This is a genomic window from Stenotrophomonas sp. TWI1151 (assembly GCF_039673135.1).
In the GTDB taxonomy this organism is placed as follows: Bacteria; Pseudomonadota; Gammaproteobacteria; order Xanthomonadales; family Xanthomonadaceae; genus Stenotrophomonas.
Genome location: NZ_JBDJLA010000012.1, coordinates 49,692 through 74,613, shown reverse-complemented (window position 1 = coordinate 74,613; position 24,922 = coordinate 49,692). Strand labels below are relative to the sequence as shown.

General features: G+C 68.1%; 19 protein-coding genes. 13 read left to right on the top strand and 6 right to left on the bottom strand.

Features of this window, described 5'->3' with window-relative positions; translation table 11 throughout:
* The first annotated feature begins 25 nt into the window (after positions 1-25).
* The 5 genes from ABE422_RS14370 to ABE422_RS14350 all read left to right on the top strand — a co-directional run bounded on the left by ABE422_RS14370 (position 26) and on the right by ABE422_RS14350 (position 6,869).
* Positions 26-2,215, top strand: a complete 2,190-nt coding sequence (locus tag ABE422_RS14370) for a formylglycine-generating enzyme family protein (protein WP_102789226.1) — start codon at positions 26-28, stop codon at positions 2,213-2,215.
* Positions 2,212-4,077, top strand: coding sequence for a beta-L-arabinofuranosidase domain-containing protein (locus ABE422_RS14365; protein WP_346483209.1), 1,866 nt, complete (start codon positions 2,212-2,214; stop codon positions 4,075-4,077). The genes ABE422_RS14370 and ABE422_RS14365 overlap by 4 nt, the downstream gene beginning before the upstream one ends.
* A gap of 137 nt (positions 4,078-4,214) precedes the next feature.
* Positions 4,215-5,405, top strand: coding sequence for a CoA transferase (locus ABE422_RS14360; protein ID WP_102789147.1), 1,191 nt, complete (start codon positions 4,215-4,217; stop codon positions 5,403-5,405).
* 16 nt (positions 5,406-5,421) lie between these two features.
* Positions 5,422-6,378, top strand: a complete 957-nt coding sequence (locus ABE422_RS14355; RefSeq protein WP_346483208.1) for a transaldolase — start codon at positions 5,422-5,424, stop codon at positions 6,376-6,378.
* A gap of 128 nt (positions 6,379-6,506) precedes the next feature.
* Entirely contained in the window at positions 6,507-6,869 is a 363-nt protein-coding gene (locus ABE422_RS14350) for a glycine zipper 2TM domain-containing protein (RefSeq protein ID WP_102789149.1), read from the top strand.
* A 100-nt stretch (positions 6,870-6,969) separates the two neighbouring features.
* Here ABE422_RS14350 and fabR read toward each other — a convergent pair whose 3' ends face one another.
* Positions 6,970-7,632, bottom strand: coding sequence for an HTH-type transcriptional repressor FabR (fabR, locus tag ABE422_RS14345; protein ID WP_026069985.1), 663 nt, complete (start codon positions 7,630-7,632; stop codon positions 6,970-6,972).
* 93 nt (positions 7,633-7,725) lie between these two features.
* Between fabR and ABE422_RS14340 the strand changes: the two genes are divergently transcribed.
* On the top strand, positions 7,726-8,799 hold the full coding sequence (locus tag ABE422_RS14340; RefSeq protein WP_346483207.1) for a ferredoxin reductase: 1,074 nt from the start codon (positions 7,726-7,728) through the stop codon (positions 8,797-8,799).
* Between the two features lie 2 nt (positions 8,800-8,801).
* The gene (locus ABE422_RS14335) at positions 8,802-9,935 is read left to right on the top strand and encodes an acyl-CoA desaturase (protein ID WP_313213059.1); all 1,134 of its coding nucleotides are present in this window, start codon (positions 8,802-8,804) and stop codon (positions 9,933-9,935) included.
* 6 nt (positions 9,936-9,941) lie between these two features.
* Here the strand turns inward: ABE422_RS14335 and ABE422_RS14330 are convergent, their stop codons facing one another.
* The 3 genes from ABE422_RS14330 to ABE422_RS14320 form a co-directional block, all read right to left on the bottom strand.
* Positions 9,942-12,116 (bottom strand): TonB-dependent receptor, encoded by a 2,175-nt coding sequence (locus tag ABE422_RS14330; RefSeq protein ID WP_346483206.1) that lies wholly within the window; start codon positions 12,114-12,116, stop codon positions 9,942-9,944.
* A 113-nt stretch (positions 12,117-12,229) separates the two neighbouring features.
* On the bottom strand, positions 12,230-13,729 hold the full coding sequence (locus ABE422_RS14325; RefSeq protein ID WP_346483205.1) for a M23/M56 family metallopeptidase: 1,500 nt from the start codon (positions 13,727-13,729) through the stop codon (positions 12,230-12,232).
* Entirely contained in the window at positions 13,726-14,112 is a 387-nt protein-coding gene (locus tag ABE422_RS14320) for a BlaI/MecI/CopY family transcriptional regulator (RefSeq protein WP_313213037.1), read from the bottom strand. Before ABE422_RS14320 ends, ABE422_RS14325 begins: the two co-directional genes overlap by 4 nt.
* A gap of 219 nt (positions 14,113-14,331) precedes the next feature.
* Here ABE422_RS14320 and ABE422_RS14315 point away from each other — a divergent pair, with 219 nt between their 5' ends.
* From ABE422_RS14315 to ABE422_RS14300, 4 genes are all read left to right on the top strand, one after another.
* A complete protein-coding gene (locus tag ABE422_RS14315) occupies positions 14,332-16,305 on the top strand; it encodes an oleate hydratase (protein WP_346483204.1) in 1,974 nt (657 codons plus the stop codon).
* 113 nt (positions 16,306-16,418) lie between these two features.
* On the top strand, positions 16,419-17,021 hold the full coding sequence (locus ABE422_RS14310; protein WP_313213033.1) for an ECF-type sigma factor: 603 nt from the start codon (positions 16,419-16,421) through the stop codon (positions 17,019-17,021).
* Entirely contained in the window at positions 17,018-19,711 is a 2,694-nt protein-coding gene (locus ABE422_RS14305) for a tetratricopeptide repeat protein (protein WP_346483203.1), read from the top strand. The genes ABE422_RS14310 and ABE422_RS14305 overlap by 4 nt, the downstream gene beginning before the upstream one ends.
* 69 nt (positions 19,712-19,780) lie before the next feature.
* Entirely contained in the window at positions 19,781-20,074 is a 294-nt protein-coding gene (locus tag ABE422_RS14300; RefSeq protein ID WP_346483202.1) for a hypothetical protein, read from the top strand.
* A gap of 33 nt (positions 20,075-20,107) precedes the next feature.
* Here the strand turns inward: ABE422_RS14300 and ABE422_RS14295 are convergent, their stop codons facing one another.
* Together ABE422_RS14295 and ABE422_RS14290 are read right to left on the bottom strand one after the other, a co-directional pair.
* Positions 20,108-21,241, bottom strand: coding sequence for a metallophosphoesterase (locus ABE422_RS14295; protein ID WP_346483201.1), 1,134 nt, complete (start codon positions 21,239-21,241; stop codon positions 20,108-20,110).
* Positions 21,242-21,371: 130 nt separating this feature from the next.
* Positions 21,372-22,796: a diguanylate cyclase gene (locus tag ABE422_RS14290; protein WP_346483200.1), complete on the bottom strand. Its 1,425-nt coding sequence runs from the start codon at positions 22,794-22,796 to the stop codon at positions 21,372-21,374.
* Positions 22,797-22,939: 143 nt separating this feature from the next.
* Between ABE422_RS14290 and ABE422_RS14285 the strand changes: the two genes are divergently transcribed.
* Together ABE422_RS14285 and gpmA are read left to right on the top strand one after the other, a co-directional pair.
* The gene (locus tag ABE422_RS14285; protein ID WP_346483199.1) at positions 22,940-23,974 is read left to right on the top strand and encodes a cation diffusion facilitator family transporter; all 1,035 of its coding nucleotides are present in this window, start codon (positions 22,940-22,942) and stop codon (positions 23,972-23,974) included.
* 86 nt (positions 23,975-24,060) lie between these two features.
* Positions 24,061-24,810: a 2,3-diphosphoglycerate-dependent phosphoglycerate mutase gene (gene gpmA, locus ABE422_RS14280; RefSeq protein WP_346481903.1), complete on the top strand. Its 750-nt coding sequence runs from the start codon at positions 24,061-24,063 to the stop codon at positions 24,808-24,810.
* Positions 24,811-24,922 lie beyond the last annotated feature (112 nt).

Here is a 24,922-nt window from a genome sequence, read left to right as displayed (position 1 = left end):
CCGTTTCCTGCTGGATGCCTTGCCCATGACCACGCCGTATCAGAGCCCCGATTACGACACCGATGCAGCCGACTACGGGCGTGAGCCGATCCGCACCGAGTACAAGTTCTCGCACGTGACCACCGGGCGTTACCTGCCGACGCCCGGCAAGGCGCCGGCGTGGCCCTTCGCCGATATCGGCAGCTGGATGATCGATGCCAATGCCAGCGCGGGCGATTGGCTGGAAGAACTGAAGGACTGGCGCCGCGAGCACCTGGTCCGGATCGGCTACACCGATGTGAACTACCGTCGTCCGGAGCTGCAGTGGGCGCAGCGCAACTTCGTGCATGCACAGATGATGGTCGAGGATCGCTATTTCTTCGATGCGGCCACCGGGCAGTACACCGTCGATCGGTACCTGGACGATCTGACCGCACGGTTCGGCGGGCTGGATTCGGTGCTGATCTGGTACATCTACCCCAACATCGGTATCGATGACCGCAACCAGTTCGATCTGGCGCATGACATGCCCGGCGGCCTGGCGGGATTGAAGGCCGCGGTGCAGGCCTTCCAGAAGCGCGGCGTCAAAGTGTTCCTGCCGGCCAAGCCGTGGGACCACGGCACCCGCGACCCGGGCGTGACGCACTGGGATGGGCTGGCCGAGATCGTCAAGGCGGTCGGTGCCGACGGCATCAACGGCGATACCTTCAACGGTGTGCCGCGGGCGTTCTTCGATGCCTGTGATGCACGCGGCAATCCAGTGGTGGTGCAGCCCGAATCCACCATCAGTTCCGAAGAGCAGTTGATCTGGAACGTGCAGAGCTGGGGCAAGAAGGCGCCTGATGGCCCGGTGCCGCCCGTCTCCAAATGGAAGTGGCTGGAGCCACGCCACATGGTGAACTACGAGAACCGCTGGGGCCGCAACCGCAATCACGACCTGCAGTACTGCTTCTTCAACGGCATCGGCTACAACGCCTGGGAAAACATCTGGGGCGTCTGGAACCAGTTCACCCCGCGCGACGGTGAAGCGCTGCGCCGGATTGCCACGCTGTACCGGCAGTTCCCGCAGCTGGTGGTCTCGATGGACTGGGAGCCGTACCAGGTCTGCCTGCAGGGCGGCATCTTCGCCAGCCGGTTCCCGGGCGAGGGGGTAGCGCTGCACACGTTGATCAACCGCAACGAATACGCCGTGGACGGTGAGCAGATCGCGCTGGCGCATGCGCAAGGCACGCGTTACTTCGATGCGTGGCATGGCCGCGCGTTGACGCCGCGGATCATCGACGGCGCGGCGTACATCGAGCTGCCGATGGAAGCGCGCGGCTTCGGGGCTATCCTGAGTGTGGCTGCAGGTACCGCGATCGAGGGTCTGGACGAATTCCTGGCGGCGACCGCCGAGCGCGCACAGCAGCCCCTCAACAGTTACTCCGCCGCGTGGAAGGCCGCTCCGCAGGAACTGCTGGCGATCGCGAGCACGCCCCCGCAGGCCGAGGCGCCGACAGGCATGGTCACGATCCCGGCCGGCGAGTTCCTGTTCCAGGTGGGCGGTATCGAGATCGAAGGGTTCACCTGGGCGGGCCTGGATGTGCAGTACCCGTGGGAAGACTGCGCGCGCCGCCACCATCGCCGGCGCATGGCGCTGCCTGCGTTCCACATCGATCGCCACCCGGTCACCAACGCCGCGTTCAAGCGCTTCCTCGATGACAGCGGCTACCGGCCGGCCGATGACCACAACTTCCTGGCGGACTGGAAGGACGGCGCGCCGCGTGCGGGCTGGGACAACAAGCCGGTCACCTGGGTCTCGATCGAGGACGCGCGTGCGTACGCGGCGTGGGCCGGCAAGCGGCTGCCGCATGCGTGGGAATGGCAGTACGCCGCGCAGGGCACCGACGAGCGCCTGTACCCGTGGGGCAACGCGTGGGATGCCGCACGCGTGCCGCGGGTCAATCGTGGCCGTCGCCTCACCCCGCCGGCGGATGTGGATGCACATCCGCAGGGGGCCAGCCCGTTCGGGGTGGAGGACCTGGTCGGCAATGTGTGGCAATGGACCGATGAATTCAGCGATGCGCACACCCGCGCGGCCGTACTGCGTGGCGGCAGCAGCTATCAGCCGCAGACCTCGCACTGGTACTTCCCGCAGGCCTACCGCCTGGATCAGCACGGCAAGTACCTGCTGATGGGTCCGTCCAAGGATCGCGCCGGTACGGTCGGCTTCCGTTGCGTGGTGGATGCGGCATGAACCGTCTGCATCCCGCCGCCCGCGGCATGACGCTGGTCCCGCCGCAACAGGTCACCTTGCAGGGCGTGCTGGGCGATGCCCTGGCAGCCAACCGCAGCGGGCGCCTGAGCACGTTCGTCGTGGATGAGCACAGCGCGCCGATCAGCATCTTCAGCCAGGCGCACAAGCACCAGAACCACGAGGGCGACTGGTATGGCGAGCACGCCGGCAAGTGGCTCTCGGCCACCGCGCGGGCGGTGGCGCAGGGCGGGCAGCCGCAGCTGGAGGCCTCGTTGCGCCGCGTCGCCGACTGGTTGATCAGCCAGCAGGACGATGACGGCTACCTGGGCAACTATGCGCCTGAGCGTCGCTTCACCGTGCCGCAGCCGCCCAAGCCGGAGAGCTGGAACGGCGAGCCGGCGCTGCGCACCTGGGACATCTGGACGCACAGCTACCTGATCCTCGGGTTCCTGGAAACGTGGCGCGCGCTCGGCAACGCAGCCTACCTGCAGGCCGCGTGCCGGATCGCCGACCTGTGCTGGCAGGCCCTGCAATCGGGCATCGACATCACCACGCTGGGCAACCACCACGGCATGTCCGCCACGGTACTGCTGGATCCTGCCGCCGATCTCTATCTGGTCACCGGCGAGCCGCGCTATCTGGCACTGGCCGAATGCATCCTGGCGCAGGCCAACGCCAACCCGCGGCTGGCGCTGCTGGACAAGGCGCTGGCTGGTGAGGACGCGGCCTTCATCGCAACCGGCAAGGCCTATCAGCTCAGCTGGAACCTGGTCGGGCTGGCCAAGCTGTACAAGGCCACCGGGCAAGACGACCATCGCCAGGCGCTGGATCATCTCTGGCACAACATCCGCGAGCAGCACCTCACGCTGGGCGGCGGGCCGTGGGGTGGGGTGGCGCACCGGTCGCGGGAGGTATTCAACGCGCCGCGCACCTTCTTCCCGCAGGCCTATGTGGAAACCTGCTCGGTACTGGCGTGGATGCAGCTCAACCGTGAGCTGCTGGCCATCACCGGCCACGCACGCTACGCCGATGAACTGGAGCGCACCGCCTACAACGACCTGCTGGCGGCGATGGCCGCCAATGGCGAGGACTGGTGCTACTACACCTATCCCAACGGCCGGCGCGTGCACACCACGTACTGGCGCTGCTGCAAATCCAGCGGCGCGATGGCCGTGGAAGAGTTGCCACAAGTCGCCTATGGAATCGCGGCCGATGGTGAGCTGCGGGTCAATCTGTACGGGCCGGGCGAGGCCACGTTGCTGCACGCGCAGGCCGGTGCAGTGACCCTGCTGCAGGCGACCCGATTCCCCTTCGAGGGTACGGTGACCCTCACCGTGCTGCCCGAGTGCGTCGCCGAGTTCAGCATCGGCGTGCGGATACCGGGCTGGGCGACGGGCGCACGGATCGAGGTCAATGGACAGCCCGAGGCGGCCGAGGCGGGCGCGGACGGGTTCGTGCACGTGCAGCGTACCTGGCAGTCCGGCGACACGATCTGCGTGCAACTGCCGATGCAGCCACGCCTGCACCGGGCGGCCAACATCAACGTGCAGGAATCGCGCGCGCCGGATGGCGCGCCGGTGGCGCAGGAGGTCCTGCGCTGGGAGTACGTGGGGTTGAGCTACGGGCCGCTGGTGTATGCCACCGGCCTGATCGACGGGTACAAAACCGATGAGACGGTGCGCTTGCCGGACCGGCCACCCTCGCAGTGGCTGCAGGTGGGCGAGGACACGGGCGAGGGCGCGTCGATCACCGTGCAGCTGGAGTGCCGCGGCCCGCTGACGTTCGAGCCCTACTACCGGTGTGGCGGGCGCGATCACGGCAGCTGGCGGTTGAGCTGGCTGTCGCTGGCGCCGTCGGGCTGACGTCCCGGCGGTGTTCGGCGGCCGTGGCGCCGCCGACGCCGCAGCGTGCTTTTTGTCCACCCAGAACATACCCACACGATCTGTTTCTTCCCGTTGGCCAGGAGGAAACTTCCATCAAGGTATCGAGTGTATTGACCATGACCGGAAGCAACCCCAGTTCTCCATTCGCCATCGCACAGCGGGAAGGTGCCACCGGGCCGTTGAGCGGCATTCGGGTGCTGGATCTGAGCGCCTACATTGCCGGCCCCTACGGCTGCACGCTGCTGGCCGACCAGGGCGCGGAGGTGATCAAGGTGGAGCCGCCGGTCGGCGACAACCTGCGGCGCTATCCCTCCACGCTGGAGGCCGAGAGCCGCGCATTCCTCGGCGTGAACCGCTCCAAGCGCGGCGTGGTGCTGGACCTGAAACAGCCTGACCAGCGTGCGGTGCTGATGCGCCTGGTGCGCGAGGCGGACGTGCTGGTGCACAACTTCCGGCCGAGCGTGCCGGTACGCCTGGGCATCGATTTCGAGAGCCTGCACAAGCTCAACCCGCGCCTGGTGTATTGCTCGGTCACCGGCTACGGCGAGCAGGGGCCGTTGAAGGAGAAGGCAGGGTACGACCAGGTGCTGCAGACCATGACCGGCATGTGCACGATGCAGGGCAAGGCGGGCGGCGCCCCGGAGATCCTGTACGGCTCGGTGGTCGATTACTACGCTGCCGCGCTGGTGGCGGCCGGTGTGTCATCGGCCCTTTACGAGCGCGAACGCAGCGGCGAAGGCCAGTTCGTGGGCGTGTCGCTGCTGCGCAGTGCGCTGACGATGCAGTCGGCGCGGATGGTCTGGGCCGAGGGCGAGCCGGCGGCAGTGGGCCGCGATATGCGCTCAGGCGGTGTCACCGGCATCCATCCCACCGCGGATGGATACCTGTACATCTCGGCCAATACCCCGCGCTTCTGGCAGGCATTGTGCGAGCGGATCGGGCGGCCGGAACTGGCGGCCGACGCGCGCTACGACACGGTGCGCAAGCGGGCTGCGGAGGCCGAGATACTGTTGCCGCAGTTGCACGCCGCGCTGGCCACGCGCAGCGCGCTGGCGTGGGAGGCGTTGTTCGGCGAAGAGGTGCCGTGCGCGGCCGCGCGCCAGGTCGAGGACATGTTCGACCATCCACAGGTGCAGGCCGAGCAGATGGTCACGTCGCTGCCGCACCCGCTGTTGGGCAGCTACCGCGGCATCACCCGGCCGATCGTGTTCGGCCGCACACCCGGCCCGGAGCCGTTCGCCGCGCCGGTGTTCGACCAGGACACGGCGGCGGTCAGCGCGCTGCTCGACGCGTGCTCCGATGACTGATGCCCAGGAGCTCTCCATGACGTCGCTGTCCAAACTCTCCCAGCTGCGTGATCTGTCCGTGGTGGTTGCCGATACCGGCGACTATGAGGCGATCAAGCGCTTGAAGCCGGTCGACTGCACGACCAACCCCACCCTGGTGAAGAAAGCGCTGGACCTGCCGGTATACGCCGATCTCATCGAGGGCGCGCTGGCCTGGGGCCGCGAGCAGGCGGGCGAGCGCGAGACCATCGTGCACGCGGTGGCCGATCGCCTGACCGTGGGCGTGGGCACCCTGCTCAGCACCCTGGTGCCGGGCCGGGTCTCGACCGAGGTCGATGCCGACCAGGCGCACGACACCGCGGCCACGGTGGCCAAGGCGCGTCAGTTCATCGCCATGTACGACGCGGCCGGCGTGCCGCGCAGCAAGGTGCTGATCAAGATCGCGGCAACCTGGGAAGGCGTGGAAGCGGCACGTCAGCTGCAGGCCGAAGGGATCGACTGCAATCTGACGCTGATCTTCAATCCCACCCAGGCGCTGGCCTGCAGCGAGGCCGGGGCGTTCCTGATTTCGCCGTTCGTGGGCCGCATCCTGGATTGGTACGTGGCCAACGGCCAGGCGCCAGCCAGCATCGATGAAGACCCGGGCGTGGTGTTCGTGCGCGGCGTGTATGCCGAGTTCAAGCGCCGTGGTTCGCCGACGGTGGTGATGGGTGCGTCGTTCCGTTCGACGGCGCAGATCGAGGCCCTGGCCGGCTGCGATCGCCTGACGATTTCGCCGGACCTGCTGGAGACGCTGGACGCCGATCATGGCCAGCTGCCGCGCATGCTGGTGGCCGGTGCGGCCGAGTCGGTGCAGGTGACGCCGATCGATGCGGCGCGCTTTGCGGCGGATCTGGCGGCCGATCCGATGGCGACAGAGAAGCTGGCCAGCGGCATCGATGCGTTCGCCAAGGATCTGGACGCGTTGCGGCAGACGATCCGCGCGCGGTTGTAAGCGCGCATGGCTGGATGGCTGCGGCCTGAACGCCGCCGCTGGCGTTGACGTGGCGTGGACGCAACTTCACCCGGGCTTGCCGCCGGCAGGCAGACACTCGGGCCATGTTCCATAAACAGGGATCGACCATGAAGACGAGCTTCCGCGTGTTGTGCCTGGGCAGTCTGCTCGCCGTATCGGCCGTTGCCGGCGCCCAGACCTATGGCCCCAAGGACGAGGGGCGCCGCTTCAACGACGGCAGCAAGGTGGTGTGCCACAACGTCGAGGTCCAGCGTAATTCCAAGGATCCCAACCGCATCACCGGCACCGCGACCGGCGCGGTCGTGGGTGGTCTGCTGGGCAACCAGGTGGGTGGCGGCAATGGCAAGAAGCTGGCGACGGTTGCCGGTGCCGTGGCCGGTGGAGCCGCAGGCCGCCAGATCCAGGGCAACCAGCAGTCCAAGAATGGTGATCGCGTGGTTGAGCGTCGCTGCGAACGTCAGTACCGCTGATCAAGCGCCGCCCACTGCCCTGCAGTTGCGGCGTGCAACAGGATCAAAAATGACGGCCCGGTGGGTCGTCATTTTTTTTGTGCGCGGCCCGCAGGCCGGATCAGCGCAGCGGCGGACTGCCTGCCAACGTGCGTGCCCCGGTGATGATCATCCGCAGCATCTGGGTCAGCTGCTCGATCAGTTCCGGATCCTTCTCCGGCGGCAGGTCAACCGCCGTCGCACCCATCGCAAACACCAGCCGGGTAATCGCCTTGGAGGCCAGGGCCGGTTCATGCAGCCGCGCGCCGTCGGCGGCCGCCAGGCGGATCAGGTCGACCCGCAGTTCGTCTTCGAAGTAATTCAGTTCGCGATCCACCGCATGCTTGAACGCATCCGAGCCGGCCGTGCCTTCGCGCAGCAGGACATGGAGCAGGCGGTCATCGGCGCGCAGCTGCTCCATGAAGGTCTCCACCGACAGGCGGATCACGCTGCGGTCGGAGGAGGCGGCGCGCTGGCGCGCCTCGCCGATGATCGTGCGCAGTGAGCGCCCGGCCAGGTCGATCAGGGCCACGGTCAGCTCGTCCATGTCGCGGAACTGCCGGTAGAACGAGTTCGGGGCGATCCCGGCTTCACGCGCGACCTCGCGCAGGCTCAACGTGGAGACGCTGCGGTGCGGGCCGATCAGGGCCAATGCCGCGGCCAGCAGATCCTCGCGGGAGATGGAGGCTTTGCGCGCGGGATGGGCGTCGTCGGAGGCGGGCAGGGGCAGGTCTGGGGAGGTCATCAGGGGCAGCGGGGTCAAGTCCCTGAATCATAGCCCGTCCCGGCAATATACAACTGTATACACAGTCGTATGCTCGGCCGTATAGTGCGAAGCATGAGCACCGTCCCGCGCATTGCCGCCCGCCGTCACGCCGCCAGCCCCCGCCGCTGGGTCCCCGAAGCGCTGTTCGACTTCTGGGGCACCCGTCTGCACCCGCTGTGGACGCTGCGCCGCCCCTTGGCCCGGCTGCTGTCGCGCACCGCCGAGAGCGCGGATGCGGTCACCCTGGTGCTGAAGCCCAACCGCCATTTCCGTGGTCTGCTGCCGGGCCAGCACGTCACCCTCGGCGTCGAAGTCGATGGCCGCCGCCTGTCGCGCAGTTACAGCCCGACCGTGCTGGCCGACGGTCGCTTGGCGATCACCGTCAAGGCCATCGCCGGCGGTGCCGTCAGCCAGCATCTGGCCCATGCCGCGGCGATCGGTGAGATCTTTGAGCTGGGCCAGGCGTTCGGTGAAATGACCTTGCCCAACGCCTCTGGCGCGCGGCTGTTGCTGCTGGCCGCTGGCAGCGGCATCACCCCGATGCGCGCGCTGCTGCGTCAGCTCGATGGTGCCGGCATGCCGGGCCAGGTGGACCTGGTGTATTGGGCACGCCGGCGTGAGGAAGTCTGTTTCGCCGAAGAGCTGGCCGCGCTGGCGGCGCGCCATCCCTCGTTCACGCTGCACATCGCGCTGACCCGCGACCCGGCGGCACCGGCGTCGCGTGTGGATGCATTCGCCTTCGCGACGCTGGGCGATCTGAGCACCGCCCGCACTCTGGTGTGCGGCCCGGGTGGCTTCGTCGATGCAGCGCAGGCGCGGCTGCAGGGCCAGGTCGCGTCGCTGCAGTCCGAGGCGTTCACACCGCCGGTGCTGCCGGATGCCGAAGAGGGCACGGTGCAGGTCGAACTGCGCCGCAGCGGCCGCACGCTTGCCCTGCCACGCGGCACGTCGCTGCTGCAGGCGCTGGAAGCCGAAGGGCTGCGCCCGGCCAGCGGCTGCCGCATGGGCATCTGCAATACCTGTGTCTGCGGGAAGGTATCCGGCGTCACCCGCCACACCCTGACCGGCGAGCACGCGGCCGAACCGGCCACGCAAGTAAAGCTGTGCGTGAACAGCGCCAGCACCGACCTGATCCTGGAGCTGTGACCATGTCTTCCGTGCACAACCGCGCGCTGTCCCCGGCCGAACTGCAGGCCTTCGGCGCTGAACTCGATGCACTGCGCGCGCGCCAGCTGGCCACGCTCGGTGCGCGCGATGCGCGTTACATCCGCCGCGTCGTGGCCGCCGTCCGCTGGACCGGCGTGGCCGGCCGCGCGTTGCTGTTCCTCGGTGCCTTCGTGCACAGCGTGTTGATCCCGGCGTGGATTGCCGGCGTGGTGATGCTGGCGCTGTCCAAGATCCTGGAAAACATGGAGCTGGCGCACAACGTCATCCATGGCCAGTACGACTGGATGGGGGATCCGCAGCTGCAGGGCAGCACCTACGAGTGGGATATCGTCGGCACCGCCGACGCCTGGCGCAAGACCCACAACTTCCGCCACCACACCTACACCAATGTGCGCGGGCTGGACGACGATATCGGTTACGGGCTGCTGCGCATTTTCCCCGAGCAGCGCTGGCGCCCGTTCTACCTGATGCAGCCGGTGGTCGCGGTGGTGTTCGCGCTGCTGTTCGAATGGGGCATCGCGATCCAGGACCTGCGCCTGGGCCGCGTGTTTGCCGGCAAAATGACGCTCAAGCAGCTGGGCAGGCAGTTCCGCCCGGTCGGCCGCAAGATGGGCAAGCAGATGTTCAAGGACTACCTGCTGTTCCCGGCGCTGGCCGGCCCCTTCTTCCTGCCGGTGCTGCTGGGCAACGTGGTCGCCAACCTCATCCGCAACGTGTGGACCTACGTGATCATCTTCTGCGGCCACTTCACCGCCGAGGCTGAAACATTCCCGAAGGAATGCGTGCGTGATGAGACCCGTGGCCACTGGTACCTGCGCCAGCTGCGCGGCTCATCCAACCTGACCGGCGGCAAGCTGATGAACGTCATGTCGGGCAACCTCAGCCACCAGATCGAGCATCACTTCTACCCCGACATCCCGGCCAACCGCTACGCGGCGATCGCGGTCGAAGTGAAGGACATCTGCGCGCGCTACGGCCAGCACTACAACACCGGTTCGCTGCCGCGGCAGTTCGGCCAGGTGATGTGGCGGATCGTGCGCCATGCCTTCCCGAGCAAGCCGGGCCGCGCGCGTGCGCTGCCGGCGGTAGGTGAGGCCAGCCGCCAGCCGGGCTGAGCCGGGCTAGAGCGGCAGTTCCAGCTGCAGGCGCAGCAGCGGGGATGCCCTGCGCTGGCGCCGCAGCTGCTCGGTACCGTCTTGGCTGACCCGCTCCTGCCCCGTGTGCAGCGCCCGGTGCAGCGCGTTGTTGAGGCTCAGCCGCAGCTTGCTGCCTGCGCGCAGCGACCACAGCGAGTACAGGTCCAACTCGCGCCCGTACGCACTGATCTCGAACTGGCCGGGGCTGACCTGCACCGTGCCGCCGGTGCGGTAGGTGTAACTGCCGCCGACCGTCCAGCCGGTGCGGATCTCGTAATCCGCGCCCAAGGTGCCGCTGAAGCGCACCTGCTCATCAAGCCGGTTGTCCGGACCGGGCACATCATCCACGCGCGAATCGTTGGCGGTCGCATTGAAACGCACCGCCACGGCCGGCGCGCCTGCGATCAGCTGCGGCAGACGGAATGCCGTATCCATCTCCAGCCCCCAGGTCATCGCAGTGCCGCCGTTGACCGGCGTGGCCACCCAGCGACCGTCCTGCAGATGTGTTTCGGTGCGGATCACCTCACTGATCCGGCGCGCATAACCGCCGATGCTGAGCTGCGCGCCGTCCTTGCCGTAGGTTTCGTAGGACAGGTCCACGCCGGTCGCCAGTTCGGGCCGCAGCGCCGGGTTGCCGCGTTCGTCGGGGTTGAGCGGGCGGTTGTTGGTGGAGGTGTACGGGCGCGGGATCAGCGAAGCCAGCGTAGGCGAGCGATAGGTCCGGGTCAGCGCGACGCGCAGCTGGTCGCCCCGGGTGCCGGGCATTTTCCAGAGTGACTGCAACACCGGTGAGAGCACCTGGTCACGGCGCTGAATGCCGCTGAAGCTGCTGCCGTCACTGCGGGTATCGATCTGTTCCCAGCGTGCGCCGGCATAGAGGGACCAGCGCTCGCTCAGCGAGATGTCATCCTGCACGTACAGCGCCAGGCGACGGATGCGCGCGTCGAAAGCCAGGTCGCTGATCGCCACCACGCCGCCCTCGTGGACAGGCAACAGCTGCTGCACGCGTGTTTCATCGCGGCGATCCTCGCTGCCCTCCCAGCCGAGCTGCAGCGCATGCCGCCCGCGGGCGGGCAGCGTGTACTTGCCACTGCTGTTCAGATCGCCCACGGTCAACCGCGCGTCGGTGTGGTCCTCCAGGTTCTGTCGCCCATCCGCTGCCTGGCCCTGTTCGCGATAGGTGTAGCGCTCGCGGTTGCCGCCCAGGCGCAGCTTGGTGGTGAACGTGCCGCCCCGTTCGAACGCCCGCGTCCACGTCATGCTGCCATTGGCCTGCGCCACGTCGATGCGCGTGCGTTGTTGATAGCGGGTGGTCTGTAGTGGGGCGCCGAGCGTGGTGGCCCAGTCGATGTCGGTGATGCGGTTGAACCGGCTCGCATCGGCGAAGCCCTGCAGCGCGAAGATATCGCCGTTCTCCAGCGTCGCTTCGAGGCTGGGGGCCAGTGAGAGCACATCGCGGTTTCCGCTGGCGCGCAGGGAGGTGTCACGCAGGGTGGTCGGTGTTCCCTGCCGATTCCATGCACGCTCGGTACCGGTTTCCTCGACCAGGAACTCGCGGCGCGATGCGGTCGCCGTGATCGCGCTGCTGCGGTGGTCGGCGCGCCGGTTGCGCTGCCAGCTGACCGAGGGCGTGTTCCGGCCGTTGCTGTTGCCCCAGGCCACCGACAGCTGCCCGCTGTCCTTTCGCGCGCCTGCGGCCAGCACGATGTTGATCGAGCCGGCGATCGCTTCGGCGCGCTGGTCGGCGGTGGGTGCGCGGATGATCTCCACGCGCTCGACCATCTCCGGCGTGAGCGAGTCCAGGTCGAACCCGGCGGGCGCTTTCTGGCCGTTGAGCAGGATCTGGGTATAGCCCGCACCCAACCCCCGCAATGACAGCGTGCCGCTGCGGCCGGGCGCACCCGTGCCGACGGTAATGCCGGGCAGGCGTTTGAGCGCGTCCACCAGACCGATGTCGCCGTACTGGCGCAGCGCTTCAGCGTCGACCACGATCCGGGTGGCGGTGTCCTCGCGGCGTGCGTCGTACACGGTGCCCTGCACCTGCACGGTCTCCAGTTCGGTGGGCGGCGGCGCCTGCTTTGCGGGCAGTGACTGTCCAGCGCTGGAGAACGCGGCACACAGCGGGGTCAGGGCAAGTACGATGCGGAACGTCGGTGACATGGGGCGGTCCGTGCAGGAGGGCAGGGGGCATTTCGCGGGGCAACACGCGCCCCTCCTGTGGCCAGGAAAACGAAATGCAGCAGTGGGGTGGGGATGTGGAGCGGGTTAGCCGGTCATGGCAGGTGCGCCTGCGGATCGACGCGCTCACCGTTGCGGAGCATCTCCAGATGCAGGTGCGGTCCGGTCACGCGCCCGGTGCTGCCGACCCGCGCGATCTGCTCGCCGGCGTGGACCTGCTGGCCGACCACCACATCGGCGCCCTGCAGGTGCGCGTACAACGTCTGCCAGCCCTGACCGTGGTCGATGACCACCACCGTGCCGTACTGCGGACCGTCGGGGTAGGCGGTGGTTGCCGCCACGATGCGGCCGTCTGCCGGCGCGAGGACCGGCGTGCCCGGGCGCGCGCCGAAATCGGTGCCGCGATGCGGTCGCTGGCGGATGCTGCCGGTATCGCCGAAATGTCCGGTGATCCTCGGTGCGGCCAGCGGTGCCTGGAACTGCACCTCGATGGGGGCCTCGCTCAACGGCGGCAGCGGCAGTGCCGCCTCCGTCGCCGAGATCTCGTTTGGGGTGCCAGTGACGGCGGGGCCCGGCACGGGGCGCGCGGCACTGGCCTGCATGACCAGCAACAGGGCGCCGATCAGCAGTGCGCTGCCCAGCAGCAGCGCGCGTCGCGATCCCGACAGCGGCCGCGCGGCATCGCCATGCAGCATGTGCCGGATGCGGATTTCATGCCCGGCCAGATCGCGGTGGGTCAGGGCAGTGGTGGGTGCGTGAGCCGCTGCGGAGAGGCGCAACGTGCGCACGTACGCCGTGGCGAATTCACGCCCGCCATGTGCATCCCCCGCGAGGGCCTGCGCATCACATCGCAGCTCGGCCGCCAGCTGCACGCGTGCGGTGAGGCGGCGCAGGAACGGGTTGAACCACAGCAGGGCGTTGAGTATCGCCATCAGGCCGGCGCGCTGCGGATCGCGGCGCGTCAGGTGCGCCGCCTCATGGCCCAGGATCAGGCTGAGTGCACGATCCTCCAGCTGCTCCACGGCCGAGAGGGGCAGCACGATCAACGGGCGCGGCCAGCGCACCGCGAACGGACTCACCGGCAGCGCGCTGACCCGGCAGACGATGCCGGCCGAGCGCAGCCGCTGCGCCGACGCACGGCTGCGTGGGCCCGGCCAGGCCTCCGCTGCGATCGGCAGGGTCGCCCGGCACAGCCGGCCGGTCGCCCGCGTGCCAACCAGCACGCGCAGCAATGCGATACCCAGGCCGGTGACATAGAGCGCGGCCAGCCACGTGGTAGTGGCCACCCCCGCCCAAGGGGAACTCACCAGGCGCCCTTCCGCCGCACCGGCAGCCCCGAGGTCCAGCGCGACCGGCAGCGGCATCATCAGTGCCGGTGGCAACGAGATGAGCGGTGCGGGGGCCCACAGCGCCATACCCACCGACAGCAGGACCGGCGTCACCGCCAGCAACCACACCCCCATCCAATAGCCATATGCGGCGTGGGAGAGACCCAGACGGCGGTGGACACGTTGCCCGGCAGACCAGGCCACCCAGCCGCCCGCCAGGGCGCCAACGGCATGCACGCCCCAGAAGCCCAGCGTCAGCCCACTCATGCCGGATCGTCCTTGGCGGGGGCACGCAGCAGCGCATCGAGCTGCTGCAGTTCCTGTTCGCTGAGCAGGCGGCTGTCGGCGAAGGCCTGCGCCGGCAATGCGCCATCGATCTCGAGCACCCGGCGCGCGAAGTCCGTGCTGAGTGCGGCCAGTGTGGCCACCTTGCCGACCTTGGCGCGGTACATGTTCAGCCCGTGCTCGACGGTTTCTTCCACCAGCCCTTTGTCGACCATGCGTTCGAGCGTCTTGCGGGTGGACGAGTAGGACCAGTCCAGCGCCGCGGCGGCGCCGTTGTGGACTTCGCGCGCACTGCAGGCGCCCTGGCGCCACAGCGCTTTGAGCAGTTCCAGTTCGGCATTGGAAGGGGTAGGCAGCGCAGACATGGCAATCCCGGTGTGGCGAGGTGTCGCAAGTGTGCGACACGTGTCGCATGGAATGCAACAGGGGTGTCATTGATGCGGATCAATGCCGTCACAGGTGGCGTGCGTACCATCCAGATGTGCAGCGCGGTGCCGGGAGGGGGCCGTGCGGTAAGGAAACCGTGCTGCCAGGCACCGGGCGACCGGTGCCTCCTGTAGGTCCATCGAAAAAGGAGTGGTGATATGGCTGTCGAGCAACAGGGCGTGCACCGGGCACCGGTGATCGATAAAGAACCCGATGCCACGGGGGCCTACTGGTCCAACCGGCCCGAGAACACACTGCCGCCGCCGGACATGATGGGTGCCTACATGCGCAATCGCCCGGTCGCACCGGCCGGCGTGGCGAACCGCAAGGCGTGGATCATCGGCACCGGTATTGCCGGCCTGGCCGCGGCGTTCTATCTGATCCGCGATGGCGGCATGCCGGCGGCGAACATCACCCTGATCGACAGCCTGGACATCGAAGGCGGTTCGCTCGATGGGGCCGGCGACCCCGAGCAGGGCTACCTGGTTCGCGGCGGCCGCGAGATGAACTGGAACTACGACAATTTCTGGGACATGTTCCAGGACGTGCCGGCACTGGAACTGCCCGCCGGCTACAGCGTGCTGGACGAGTACCGGGCGGTGAACGACAACGACCCGAACTACTCCAAGGCCCGGCTGATGCATCAGCAGGGGAAGATCCAGGACTTCGCCACGTTCGGGCTGAGCAAGCCGCAGCAGTGGGAACTGGTCAAGCTGCTGCTCAAGCGCAAGGAAGACCTCGACGATGTGACCATCGAGGACTACTTCAGCGAAGGCTTCCTGCAGAGTAATTTCTGGTTCTTCTGGCGCTCGATGTTCGCCTTCGAGAACTGGCAGAGCCTGCTGGAAATGAAGCTGTACATGCACCGTTTCCTGGATGCCATCGACGGCTTGAACGACATGTCCGCGCTGGTGTTCCCGAAATACAACCAGTACGAGAGTTTCGTCAAACCGCTGGTGAAGATGCTGCGCGACCAGGGGGTGCAGGTCACCTTCGGTACCCGCGTGTACGATCTGGACATGCGCGTGGCAGGCGATACCCGCACCGTCACCGGGCTGCGCTGCCGTGTGGCGGGCAACGATACGCTGCTGCCGGTGGCCGAGGGCGACCTGGTGTTCGCGCTGACCGGCTCGATGACCGAGGGCACCGTCTATGGCGACATGGACACGGTGCCGGTGCTGCAGCGTCCGCGCGAAACACCGGGGCAGGACAGTGACTGGGCACTGTGGCGCAACCTCGCTGCACAGTCGCCGATCTTCGGCAAACCGGAGAAATTCCACGGTGACATCAACCGCTCGATGTGGGAGTCGGCCACGCTGACCTGCCGCCCCTCGCCACTGGTGGACAAGATCAGGGAACTCTCGGTCAACGACCCGTACTCGGGCAGGACCGTGACCGGCGGCGTGATCACCTTCACCGACTCCACCTGGGTGCTGAGCTTCACCGTCAACCGCCAGCCGCACTTCGTCGACCAGCCCAAGGATGTGCTGGTGGTGTGGGTGTATGCGCTGCTGATGGACCAGAACGGCAACCACGTGGCCAAGCCGATGCCAGCCTGTACCGGCCGCGAGATCCTGGCCGAGCTGAGCTACCACCTGGGCATCGTCGATCAGCTTGATGAGATCGTCGCCAACACCAAGGTGCGCACCGCGCTGATGCCCTACATCACGGCGCAGTTCATGCCACGCGCGGCCGGCGACCGCCCGCACGTCGTGCCCGGGGGCTGCACCAACCTTGGCCTGTTGGGGCAGTTCGTGGAGACCCACAACGATGTGGTGTTCACCATGGAAAGTTCGGTGCGCACCGCCCGCGTGGCGGTGTATACGCTGCTGGACCTGCCCAAGCAGGTGCCGGACCTGAGCCCGACCCAGTACGACATCCGCAACCTGATCAAGGCGGCGCGTGCGCTCAACAACAACGCACCCTTCCCGGGCGAGCGACTGCTGCGGCGGGTGCTCGACAAGACCTACTTCGCGCACATCCTGCCGCCGCTGCCGGACACCGAACACAGCCGTACCGGCTTCATGGAAGAGGAGGTGTCCTGGCTGGTCGGCAAGGGCGGCAACGCGTTGAAGGATCTCTCCACGCGGCTGGAAACGCTGCGCGAGAACCTGGCCAAGCGCGGGAAGTAGCCCGGTTGTGGTGCCGCGGTGATGGAGATCGCCTCGGCACCGCCGCCCCATGGGGATGGGGATCGGCGATACTGCAGGCTGATCGCCTGCTGTGATGCACGGACCCGCCCCACATGTCTTTTGACGCGACACCTCCAGCGGCCGAGCGCCAGGATGTCACCCGTTTGCTGCGCCGCTGGAGCGAGCAGCAGGACATCGCCGCCCGCGATCAACTGCTGGCGCTGCTGTATGCGCAGCTGCGTAGCATGGCCGTGGCGCGGCTGGGCACCCCCCAGGATGGCGTGCTGCAGCCGACCGTGCTCGTGCACGAGGCCCTGATGCGGATGATCGGTGGGGAGATCGGTTACCGCGATCGCGTGCATTTCCTTTCATTGGCGGCGCTGAAGATGCGCAGCGTGCTGGTGGACCACGCACGCGCGATGGCGGCTTCCAAGCGGGGCGGAGGTGCGATCAACCTGACCCTGTCGTATGCCGACCTGGAAGCCAGCCCTGATCACGATGCCTTCGAAGTGCTGGCCCTGAACCGCGCGCTGGAGGAACTGGCCGCCCTGGATGAGCGCGCCGCACGCACGGTGGAATGGATGTACTTCGGTGGCATGAGCCGCGAAGAGATTGCCCTGGCGCTGGATGTGTCGGTGCCCACGGTCGATCGCGATCTGCGGTTTGCCAAGGCGTGGTTGAACCGGCATCTGGCTGGGCCGGCCACGCGCGCATGACCGGCCCAGACCGCTGGCAGACGGTGCGGGGGCTGTTCGACGCGGTCTGCGATCTGCCCGAGGCGCGCTGGCGCCCGGCGCTGGGTGAGCTGTGCGATGACCCGGCCGCGATCGACGAAACCCTGCAGCTGCTGCGCGCGCAGACCGCCGACCTGGGCCGGGTCGAGCACGCGCTCGCCGCCGTGATGGCCGCGATGGATGATCCGGCCACGCTGGTCGGGCAGCGGCTTGGCCCGTGGCGCCTGAGCCGGTTGCTGGCCGTCGGCGGGATGGGGGTGGTGTTCCTGGCCGAGCGCGCCGATGCGTTGTACCGGCGCGAAGTGGCGATCAAGCTGATCCGCCGCGCCTACGACCCGGTACTGGCCACGCGGCTGGCGAGTGAAAGCCAGATCCTGGCCGACCTGCAGCACCCGCATATCGCCCGGCTGTATGACGTGGGCGTGGCCGAGGGCGGTCAGCCCTACCTGGTGATGGAATACGTACAGGGTGAACCGCTGGACGACGCCTGTCGCACCCTGGCGCTGGATCTGGCCGCACGCCTGCGCCTGTTCGTGCAGATCTGCGGCGCGGTCCAGGCCGCACATTCCCAATCCGTGGTGCACTGCGACCTCAAGCCCGGCAACGTACTGGTCCGCCCCGACGGCCAGCCGGTCCTGCTGGATTTCGGCATCGCGCATCTGCTCGGTGACGCCAACGATGCCGCGGCCTTCCTCACCCCGGCCTATGCCAGCCCCGAGCGCCTGGCAGGGCGCCCGGCCAGTGTGGTGGGCGATGTCTACAGTCTGGGCGTGATGCTGGAGGCGCTGCTGCAGGCCACGCCGCCGCCGGCGCGCGGCGTGCCCGCCGACCTGCTGGCGGTCGCGGCCAAGGCCGCTGCCGCGGATCCGGCCGAACGTTATGCCTCTGCCGACGCACTGGCCGAGGATATTGAACGGTATCTGGCACATCGCCCGGTGCGCGCGCGTCGGCCCAGCCGCTGGCATCGTGCGCGCCTGCTGCTGCGGCGGCAATGGCGCGCCAGTGTGATCGTCGCGCTGGTGGCGGTGATGGTGCTGGCCTTCGTGCTGCGCTTGAGCGAGGCGCGTCGGCAGGCCGAGCAGAATGCGGTGGCTGCCGCCGGCATCGCCGATGTACTGGTGGCCGCCTTCGATGCGGCCGATCCGGGGCTGCGCCACGGCACGCCGATGACCGCGCGTGAGGTGCTCGATCTGGGCGCACGCCGGCTTGAGCAGGACCGCACCGTGTCGCCCGCGCTGCGCGCGCGGATGCAGGCTGCATTGGGGCGCGCCTACCAGAACCTGGGTCAACCGCAGGATGCGCAGGCCCTGCTGCGGGACAGCGTGGAGGGGCTGGTGCACACGCGCGCCGCGCCGCATGAGATCGCCGACGCCCGCGCCAGTCTGGCGGTGCAGCTGCTCAGCGCCGGGCGTGAGAAGGAGGCGCTGGGCAGTGCAGAGGACGCGTTGGGCCTGCTTGAGCAGGACGATGCCCCGGCGGTGCGGGTGAAGGCCTTGAACGCCCGGGGCCTGGCCCAGGCGCAGCTGGAGCAGCCGGCGGCGGCGGAACACTCCTTCCGCTCCGCGCTGGCGTTGAGCCGGCGGGGAAACGGTGCACCGCTTCAGCGCGGCGGCCTGGCGGCGATGGCCAACCTCGGCGATCTGTACCGGAGCCAGGGCGAGCTGGACAAGGCCGAAGCGATCCTGCGCGAGGGTCTGGCAGAGGCATCGCGGGAGCATGGTGTCCAGGGGGCCGAGTACCAGCGGGTCCTGCGCGCGCTGTCCTCGACGCTGCTCAACCAGGGCCGTATCGATGAAGCGCTGGCGCTGGCCGAGCGCAGCTTCGCGCTGACCCGGCAGATGTTCGGCGCAGGCAGCAGCTACACCGCCTCGGCCGAAGCCGCGCTGGCCGGACAGTATCTCGATCTTGGCCGCTACCAGGCGGCCGATCAGCACTTCCGCAACAGCCTGCAGACCAGCGCCGCGGTGGATGGCGTGGACAGCCGCGCCTACGCGGTCAAACAGTATGCCCATGGCCTGATGGAGGAAGCCCGCGGCGACTATGTGCAGGCCGAGCAGAACTACCGCGCTGCGCTGGCGCGCTATCGGGCGCTGCTCGGGCCTGAGCATGCCGACACACTCGACGTGGACATGGTGCTGGCCCGGTTGCTGCTGCGTACCGGCCGCACGGCCGAGGCGCAGGCACCGCTGCAGCAGGTGGCCGCCCTGTGGCGGCGCGAACTCCCGCCCGAGTCGCCGCAGCTGCTGGTGTTGCGCCTGGTCGAGATTGAATGGCTGATCCGGGACGGACAGCATGCCGAGGCCGCCCGGGCCCTGGCCGCGTTCGGCCAGGCCCACCCGAGCCTGCCCCCGTGGCTGGGGCTGCGCCTGCAGATGCAGCAGGCGCTGCTTGCCCAGCGCCGTGGCGATCCCGCGGCAGTGCCGCTGTCGGCCCAGCTGGTGGAGACATTCGCTGGTTTCTACGGGGCGGATTCCACGGCCACCGCCAAGTGGCGTATCCCGCTGGCGGAGGCATTGTTCGCCAACGGCGATGGCGCTGGCGCCCGCGCCCAGATCGCCCGGGCCCGGCCGCACCTGCAGGAACTGGCGCCGACGTCGGAATTTCTGAGTCGCATCAAGGGGTTGGAGCAGCGCATGGCGGATCACGACGCGGGTCTGTCCCGGGGGCGATAGTTTTGTGATGGTTTTCTCGGTTTATCGATCAGGAGGCCGATTCCGGGCCTCGTTGATCGAAGGAACGCCATGTCAAACCCTCTCCATCCAGATGCCACCCGCGCTGCAGCGCATCCGACAGCCGCCTCCGCCGAGGCCATGGACCCACCTGAGGCGATGGAAGCACGTGAGGCCGAACTGGACACCACGCAGGCCCGCGGCCCGTTCCGTGCCTTCCGGAAGGCCTACCGCAAAGCGCGTGACTGGCATTGCTCCCGCGGGCGCGCCGCGGTGGTCGCGCTGCGCTTTGCCCTGACCGGCGACAGCGGCCGCTTCCGCAGTCACGGCGGCTGGATGGTCTCGCGCATCTACAAGCCACGGTGAGCTGCGGCGGGTTGACCGGCGGGAACGGCCAGGTCAGTCGCTTTCGCCGAGCCGGCCTTCGGCCAGCGGCACCCGCGAGCCATCCAGCAGGCCGCGGCTGAGCGCGCCGTTCTCGATGAACAGCAGCTCGCCGTTTTCACCGTTCTTGATGCTGCTGTCGATGGCGATGATGCGGTCGCCATGGAAGCTGCTGACATGCGGCATCGAGGTGTGGCCGACCACGATGCGGGCGAGGTCGAGCTGTTTGAGCAGCGTCTCGACATGGGCGGTATCCATGCGTCCATCGAAGTAGCCGCGGTACCAGATCGGGCTGGTCTTGCCATCGAACAGGCGGGCAGTGTCCGGTGCGGCCTTGACCTGCTCCTTGGGCAGCCCGACTGCGGCCTGGTAGCCGGCGTTGGTGGTCGCCATGTTGCGCACCAGGTCCAGGTTCTCCGGTGCGATGCCGCCGTGCAGGAACAGGGTGTCCCCGACGCGCAGCAGCACCGGACGGGTGCGCAGCCACTGGCCGATCGTCGAATCCGGACCGTACAGTGCGGGGTAGGAACGGCCGAGCAGCTGCGCGGTCTTGAGGTACTTCGGGTTGACGTAGCGCAGGTCGTTGTAGAGGACCATCGTCTCGTGGTTGCCGAGCACGAAGTGCACCGCACCGCCGGCTGCCGCGGCCTGTTGCTGCAGGCTGTACAGCAGCCAGAATGCTTCGGTGACCTGCGGACCGCGGTCGAACACATCGCCCGCCACCACCAGCGTGGCGTCGCCCAGCGACCATCGGTCTTCGCTGTCGATCACGTGGTGGGCGCGCAGCAGCGTCACGAGCAGGCCGTACTGGCCGTGGATGTCCGACAGCGCGACGATCCGCGGCGTGGCCGGGAACCGGGCGATCTCCGCCGTGCGCGGCGGCAGCACGGTCAGCGGGTGCGGATAGCCGCACTCGGGGGCGACCACGGTGGCTTCGCCGCGTGCCGGCAGCTCGCGGCGGATCACGTGGTCCTTGCACACCCAGGCCGCTTCCAGCCCCTTGGCGGTACGGAACACGTACGGTCCATCGGCATCCACATGCTCGGCCGGCGTCGCCACCTCGCGTGCCGTGGCCAGCAGCGGTGTCATCAGCAGCGCTGACTGGAGCAGCAGCAGGGCAGGGCGGGTCAGGGCGCGGCGGATCGACATCGGGGGATTCCTGTGGCGGACGGCAATGCCGCGATGCTACGCCGCACGGGGCGCGCGGGGCATGCGCCATTGGTCAGCCATGCGTGCCGCAACGGGCGGATGGGCCGGCGCTGCCGTCGGCCACACAGGGTCACCCGCGCTGCAGCGCCTTTCGCCCGGGCGCATCGGGCAGGTCATCGCTGGCCAGCACCACCTGGTCGCGGCCCCGCTTCTTGGCCTGGTACATCGCCGCATCGGCGCGCGCCATCAGCCGCTCGTAGTCGGGATGGCCATCATGCGCGGCCACGCCGATGCTGGTGGTCAGCGACAGGCTCTGGCCACTGCCCAGTTGCACCGGGCTCTGCGCGATGTGCTTGCGCAGGTTCTCGGCGATCACCTCGGCCTGGGCGGCGGTGGCGGCCACCAGCACCACCACGAATTCCTCACCGCCATAACGGAACAGGTAGTCGCTGCCGCGGGTGAGCTGGCCGAGCAGGGCGGCCACGTGCTGCAGGGCGCGGTCGCCGCCGTCATGGCCGTGCGCATCGTTGATCGCCTTGAAATGGTCCAGATCCAGCAGCAACACCGAGAACGGCGTCTGCGTGGAATTGGCCAGTTCGATTTCCCGGCGCAGCACGGTCGGCAGGAAGCGACGGTTGAGCAGGTTGGTCAGTGCATCGCTGCCGGCATCGAGCTCGCCGATCCGTTCGAACAACATGCCCATCAGTGTGCGGATCTGCGCCAGCCGCTCGCGGATGCCCTGCAATGCCCCGAAGCGCGCTGCGAAATCGGCATGCGCCAGCGCTTCCTGCAACTGCGTATCGACCGCGGCGACCAGTGCACCGACCTGGCCGGTCTCGCTGCTTTCGCCGAAACTCGGGATGCCCTTGTGGGTGAACCACAGGCCGAACTCCGATTGCGCCAGCCCGGTGAGCTCGGCCTCGGCATTCTGGCTCGCCATCGCATAGAGCAGCGCGTTTTCCCAATCCAGCAGCAGGGCGCGTTGGCGTTCGCGCTCGGTGCTGACGTTCTGCACCAGCGAGAACAGGCGATACGCCGCATCGGTGCGCGAAGAGCGCTCGCGTGCATGCGTGTAGGCCAGCGTCATGCCTTCCAGGGCGATATCCATCGAAGCGCTGAGGCAGTGGATCGCCGCAAACGCCGTCGTGCTTTTGTCGGCCTGCGCGATGATGCGGTCGAACAGGCGGTGCTTGAGCACGCGCGCGCCGCGCGCCACCAGATCCACCGGAATCCCCACGCGCGCATGCACGTCGCCAATCACGCGCTGCGCGGCGACCAGCGCGTTGATGCTGTCCGGCGTGGCGGTGAGGATCTGCTGCAGCCACCGCTGCATCGCCGGTTTCAGGCGCAGCCGCACCTGGTCGTGCGAGAGGAACCGGCTCGCGCGCGGGTCTTCGAGCAGCACATCGTAGAAGTGGTGGGCCAGCCCGGGCGGGCTCTCGGCCGACAGGCTCGCCAGCAGTGTCGCCGCCGCGGCCGGCGTCTGCGCCAGTGTCTGTGCCCAGGCCAGCGCCAGCGGTTGGCTGGCCTCATCAAGATTTGGAACGTTATGCACGATTGTCTTCCCGCCACACAGGCCGTCGAGAGGTAGCGGCCGGACGCTGTTGTTATTGAATGGCAAACTGAACGCTGCGGTAAGTGTAATAGTCTCCGCGCGAGGCGCTGCTTAACCTGCCGGCATTGTCCAGGAGAGCTTTCATGGGTCACGACCACGACCATCTGCCCAGCGAGATCCGCCACGAAAAACCGCTGTGGTGGGCGCTGGGGCTGACCACCACCTTCCTGCTGGTGGAGGTGGCCGGCGCGTTCTGGACCAACAGCCTGGCACTGTTGTCCGATGCCGCGCACATGGCCACCGATACCCTCGCGCTGATGATCGCACTGGTTGCGGTCCGGCTCAGCCGGCGCCCGCCCGATGCCAAGCGCACCTACGGCTACGCGCGGCTGGAGGCTCTGGGCGCGATGATCAACGGCGGCATGCTGTTCGTGGTCGCCGGTTACATTCTCTGGGAAGCGGTGCAGCGCTTCCGCGCGCCGCAGGAGATCGCCTCCACCGGCATGCTGGTGATCGCGGTGTTCGGGCTGGTGATCAATCTCATCTCGATGCGGCTGCTGCGCGCCGGCAGCGGCGAGAGCCTCAACGTCAAAGGCGCGTACCTGGAAGTCTGGGCGGACATGCTCGGCTCGGTCGCGGTGATCCTCGGCGCGTTGCTGATCCGCTGGACGGGCTGGAAGCCGATCGATCCGATCCTGGCCGTGCTGATCGGCCTGTGGGTGCTGCCGCGCACCTGGGTGTTGATGCGCGAGGCGATCAACGTGCTGCTGGAGGGCGTGCCCAAGGGCATGGATGTCGCGGCGGTACGCGGCACCCTGTGCGCACACGATGGCGTGGTGGACGTACATGACCTGCACGTATGGGCGCTGGCTTCCAGCACACCCGCACTGACCGCGCACGTGGTGATGGGCACCGGCGTGGATGCGGACCGCCTGCGTCGCGAACTGGGCACCCGGTTGCACGAGCAGTACGGCATCGACCACGTGACCCTGCAGATCGAGGCCGACCACTGCGGCGATCCCTGCAGCGTCGGCAGCCCCCGCGACCGGCACGCCGATGACCATGCCGGGCACGACCACGCCGCTCACGCGCACGGCAGCCACGACAGCCACGACAACCACGACAGCCGCCGCCCTGCACCGGACGCGCAGGGCCACCACGGGCATCCGCATCCCTGAGGGTCAGGGGCGGGCCGCGGCGGACGGGCAGGGCAGGGTTGCCGCTACAATGTGGGTCTGCCTTGCCATCTGTCGGAGATACTGCAGTGACCCGGAAACTCGTACTGTTGCGCCACGGCCAGAGCCAGTGGAACCTGGACAACCGCTTCACCGGCTGGGTGGACGTGGAACTGACCGAACAGGGCCGCCGCGAGGCCGCCGCCGCCGGCCGCCTGATGCGTGAAGAAGGGCTGCAGTTCGATGTCGCGCACACCTCGGTGCTCAAGCGCGCCATCCACACCCTGCAGGGTGCCCTGGCCGAACTGGACCAGGACTGGCTGCCGGTCAGCAAGAGCTGGCGCTTGAACGAGCGTCATTACGGCGGCCTGCAGGGCCTGGACAAAGCCGAGACCGCCGCCAAGCACGGCGAGGACCAGGTCAAGATCTGGCGCCGTTCCTACGACATCCCGCCGCCGGCGATGGACATCGAGGACCCGGGCCACCCGATCCACGACCGTCGTTATGCCGGCCTGGACCGCAACGCGCTGCCGGGCACCGAATCGCTGGCCACCACGCTGGACCGCGTGCTGCCGTACTGGTTCGATGCGATCGCCCCCCAGCTCAAGGACGGCAAGACCGTACTGGTCACCGCCCACGGCAACTCGCTGCGCGCGCTGTACAAGTACCTCAACAACGTCTCGCAGGACGCCATCCTGGAGCTCAACATCCCGACCGGCATCCCGTTGCTGTTCGAGCTCAACGACGACCTGACCGTGCAGTCGTTCCGCTACCTGGGTGACCCGGAAGCGGCACGCAAGGCCGCTGAGGCCGTGGCCAACCAGGGCAAGGCGAAATAACAACGAAAGGCCGGCGCAAGCCGGCCTTTTCTTTACCCCCGCGGGTAGAGCCACCCCATGGGTGGCTGCACGCAATGCACGGTTCACGCAGCCACCCATGGGGTGGCTCTAC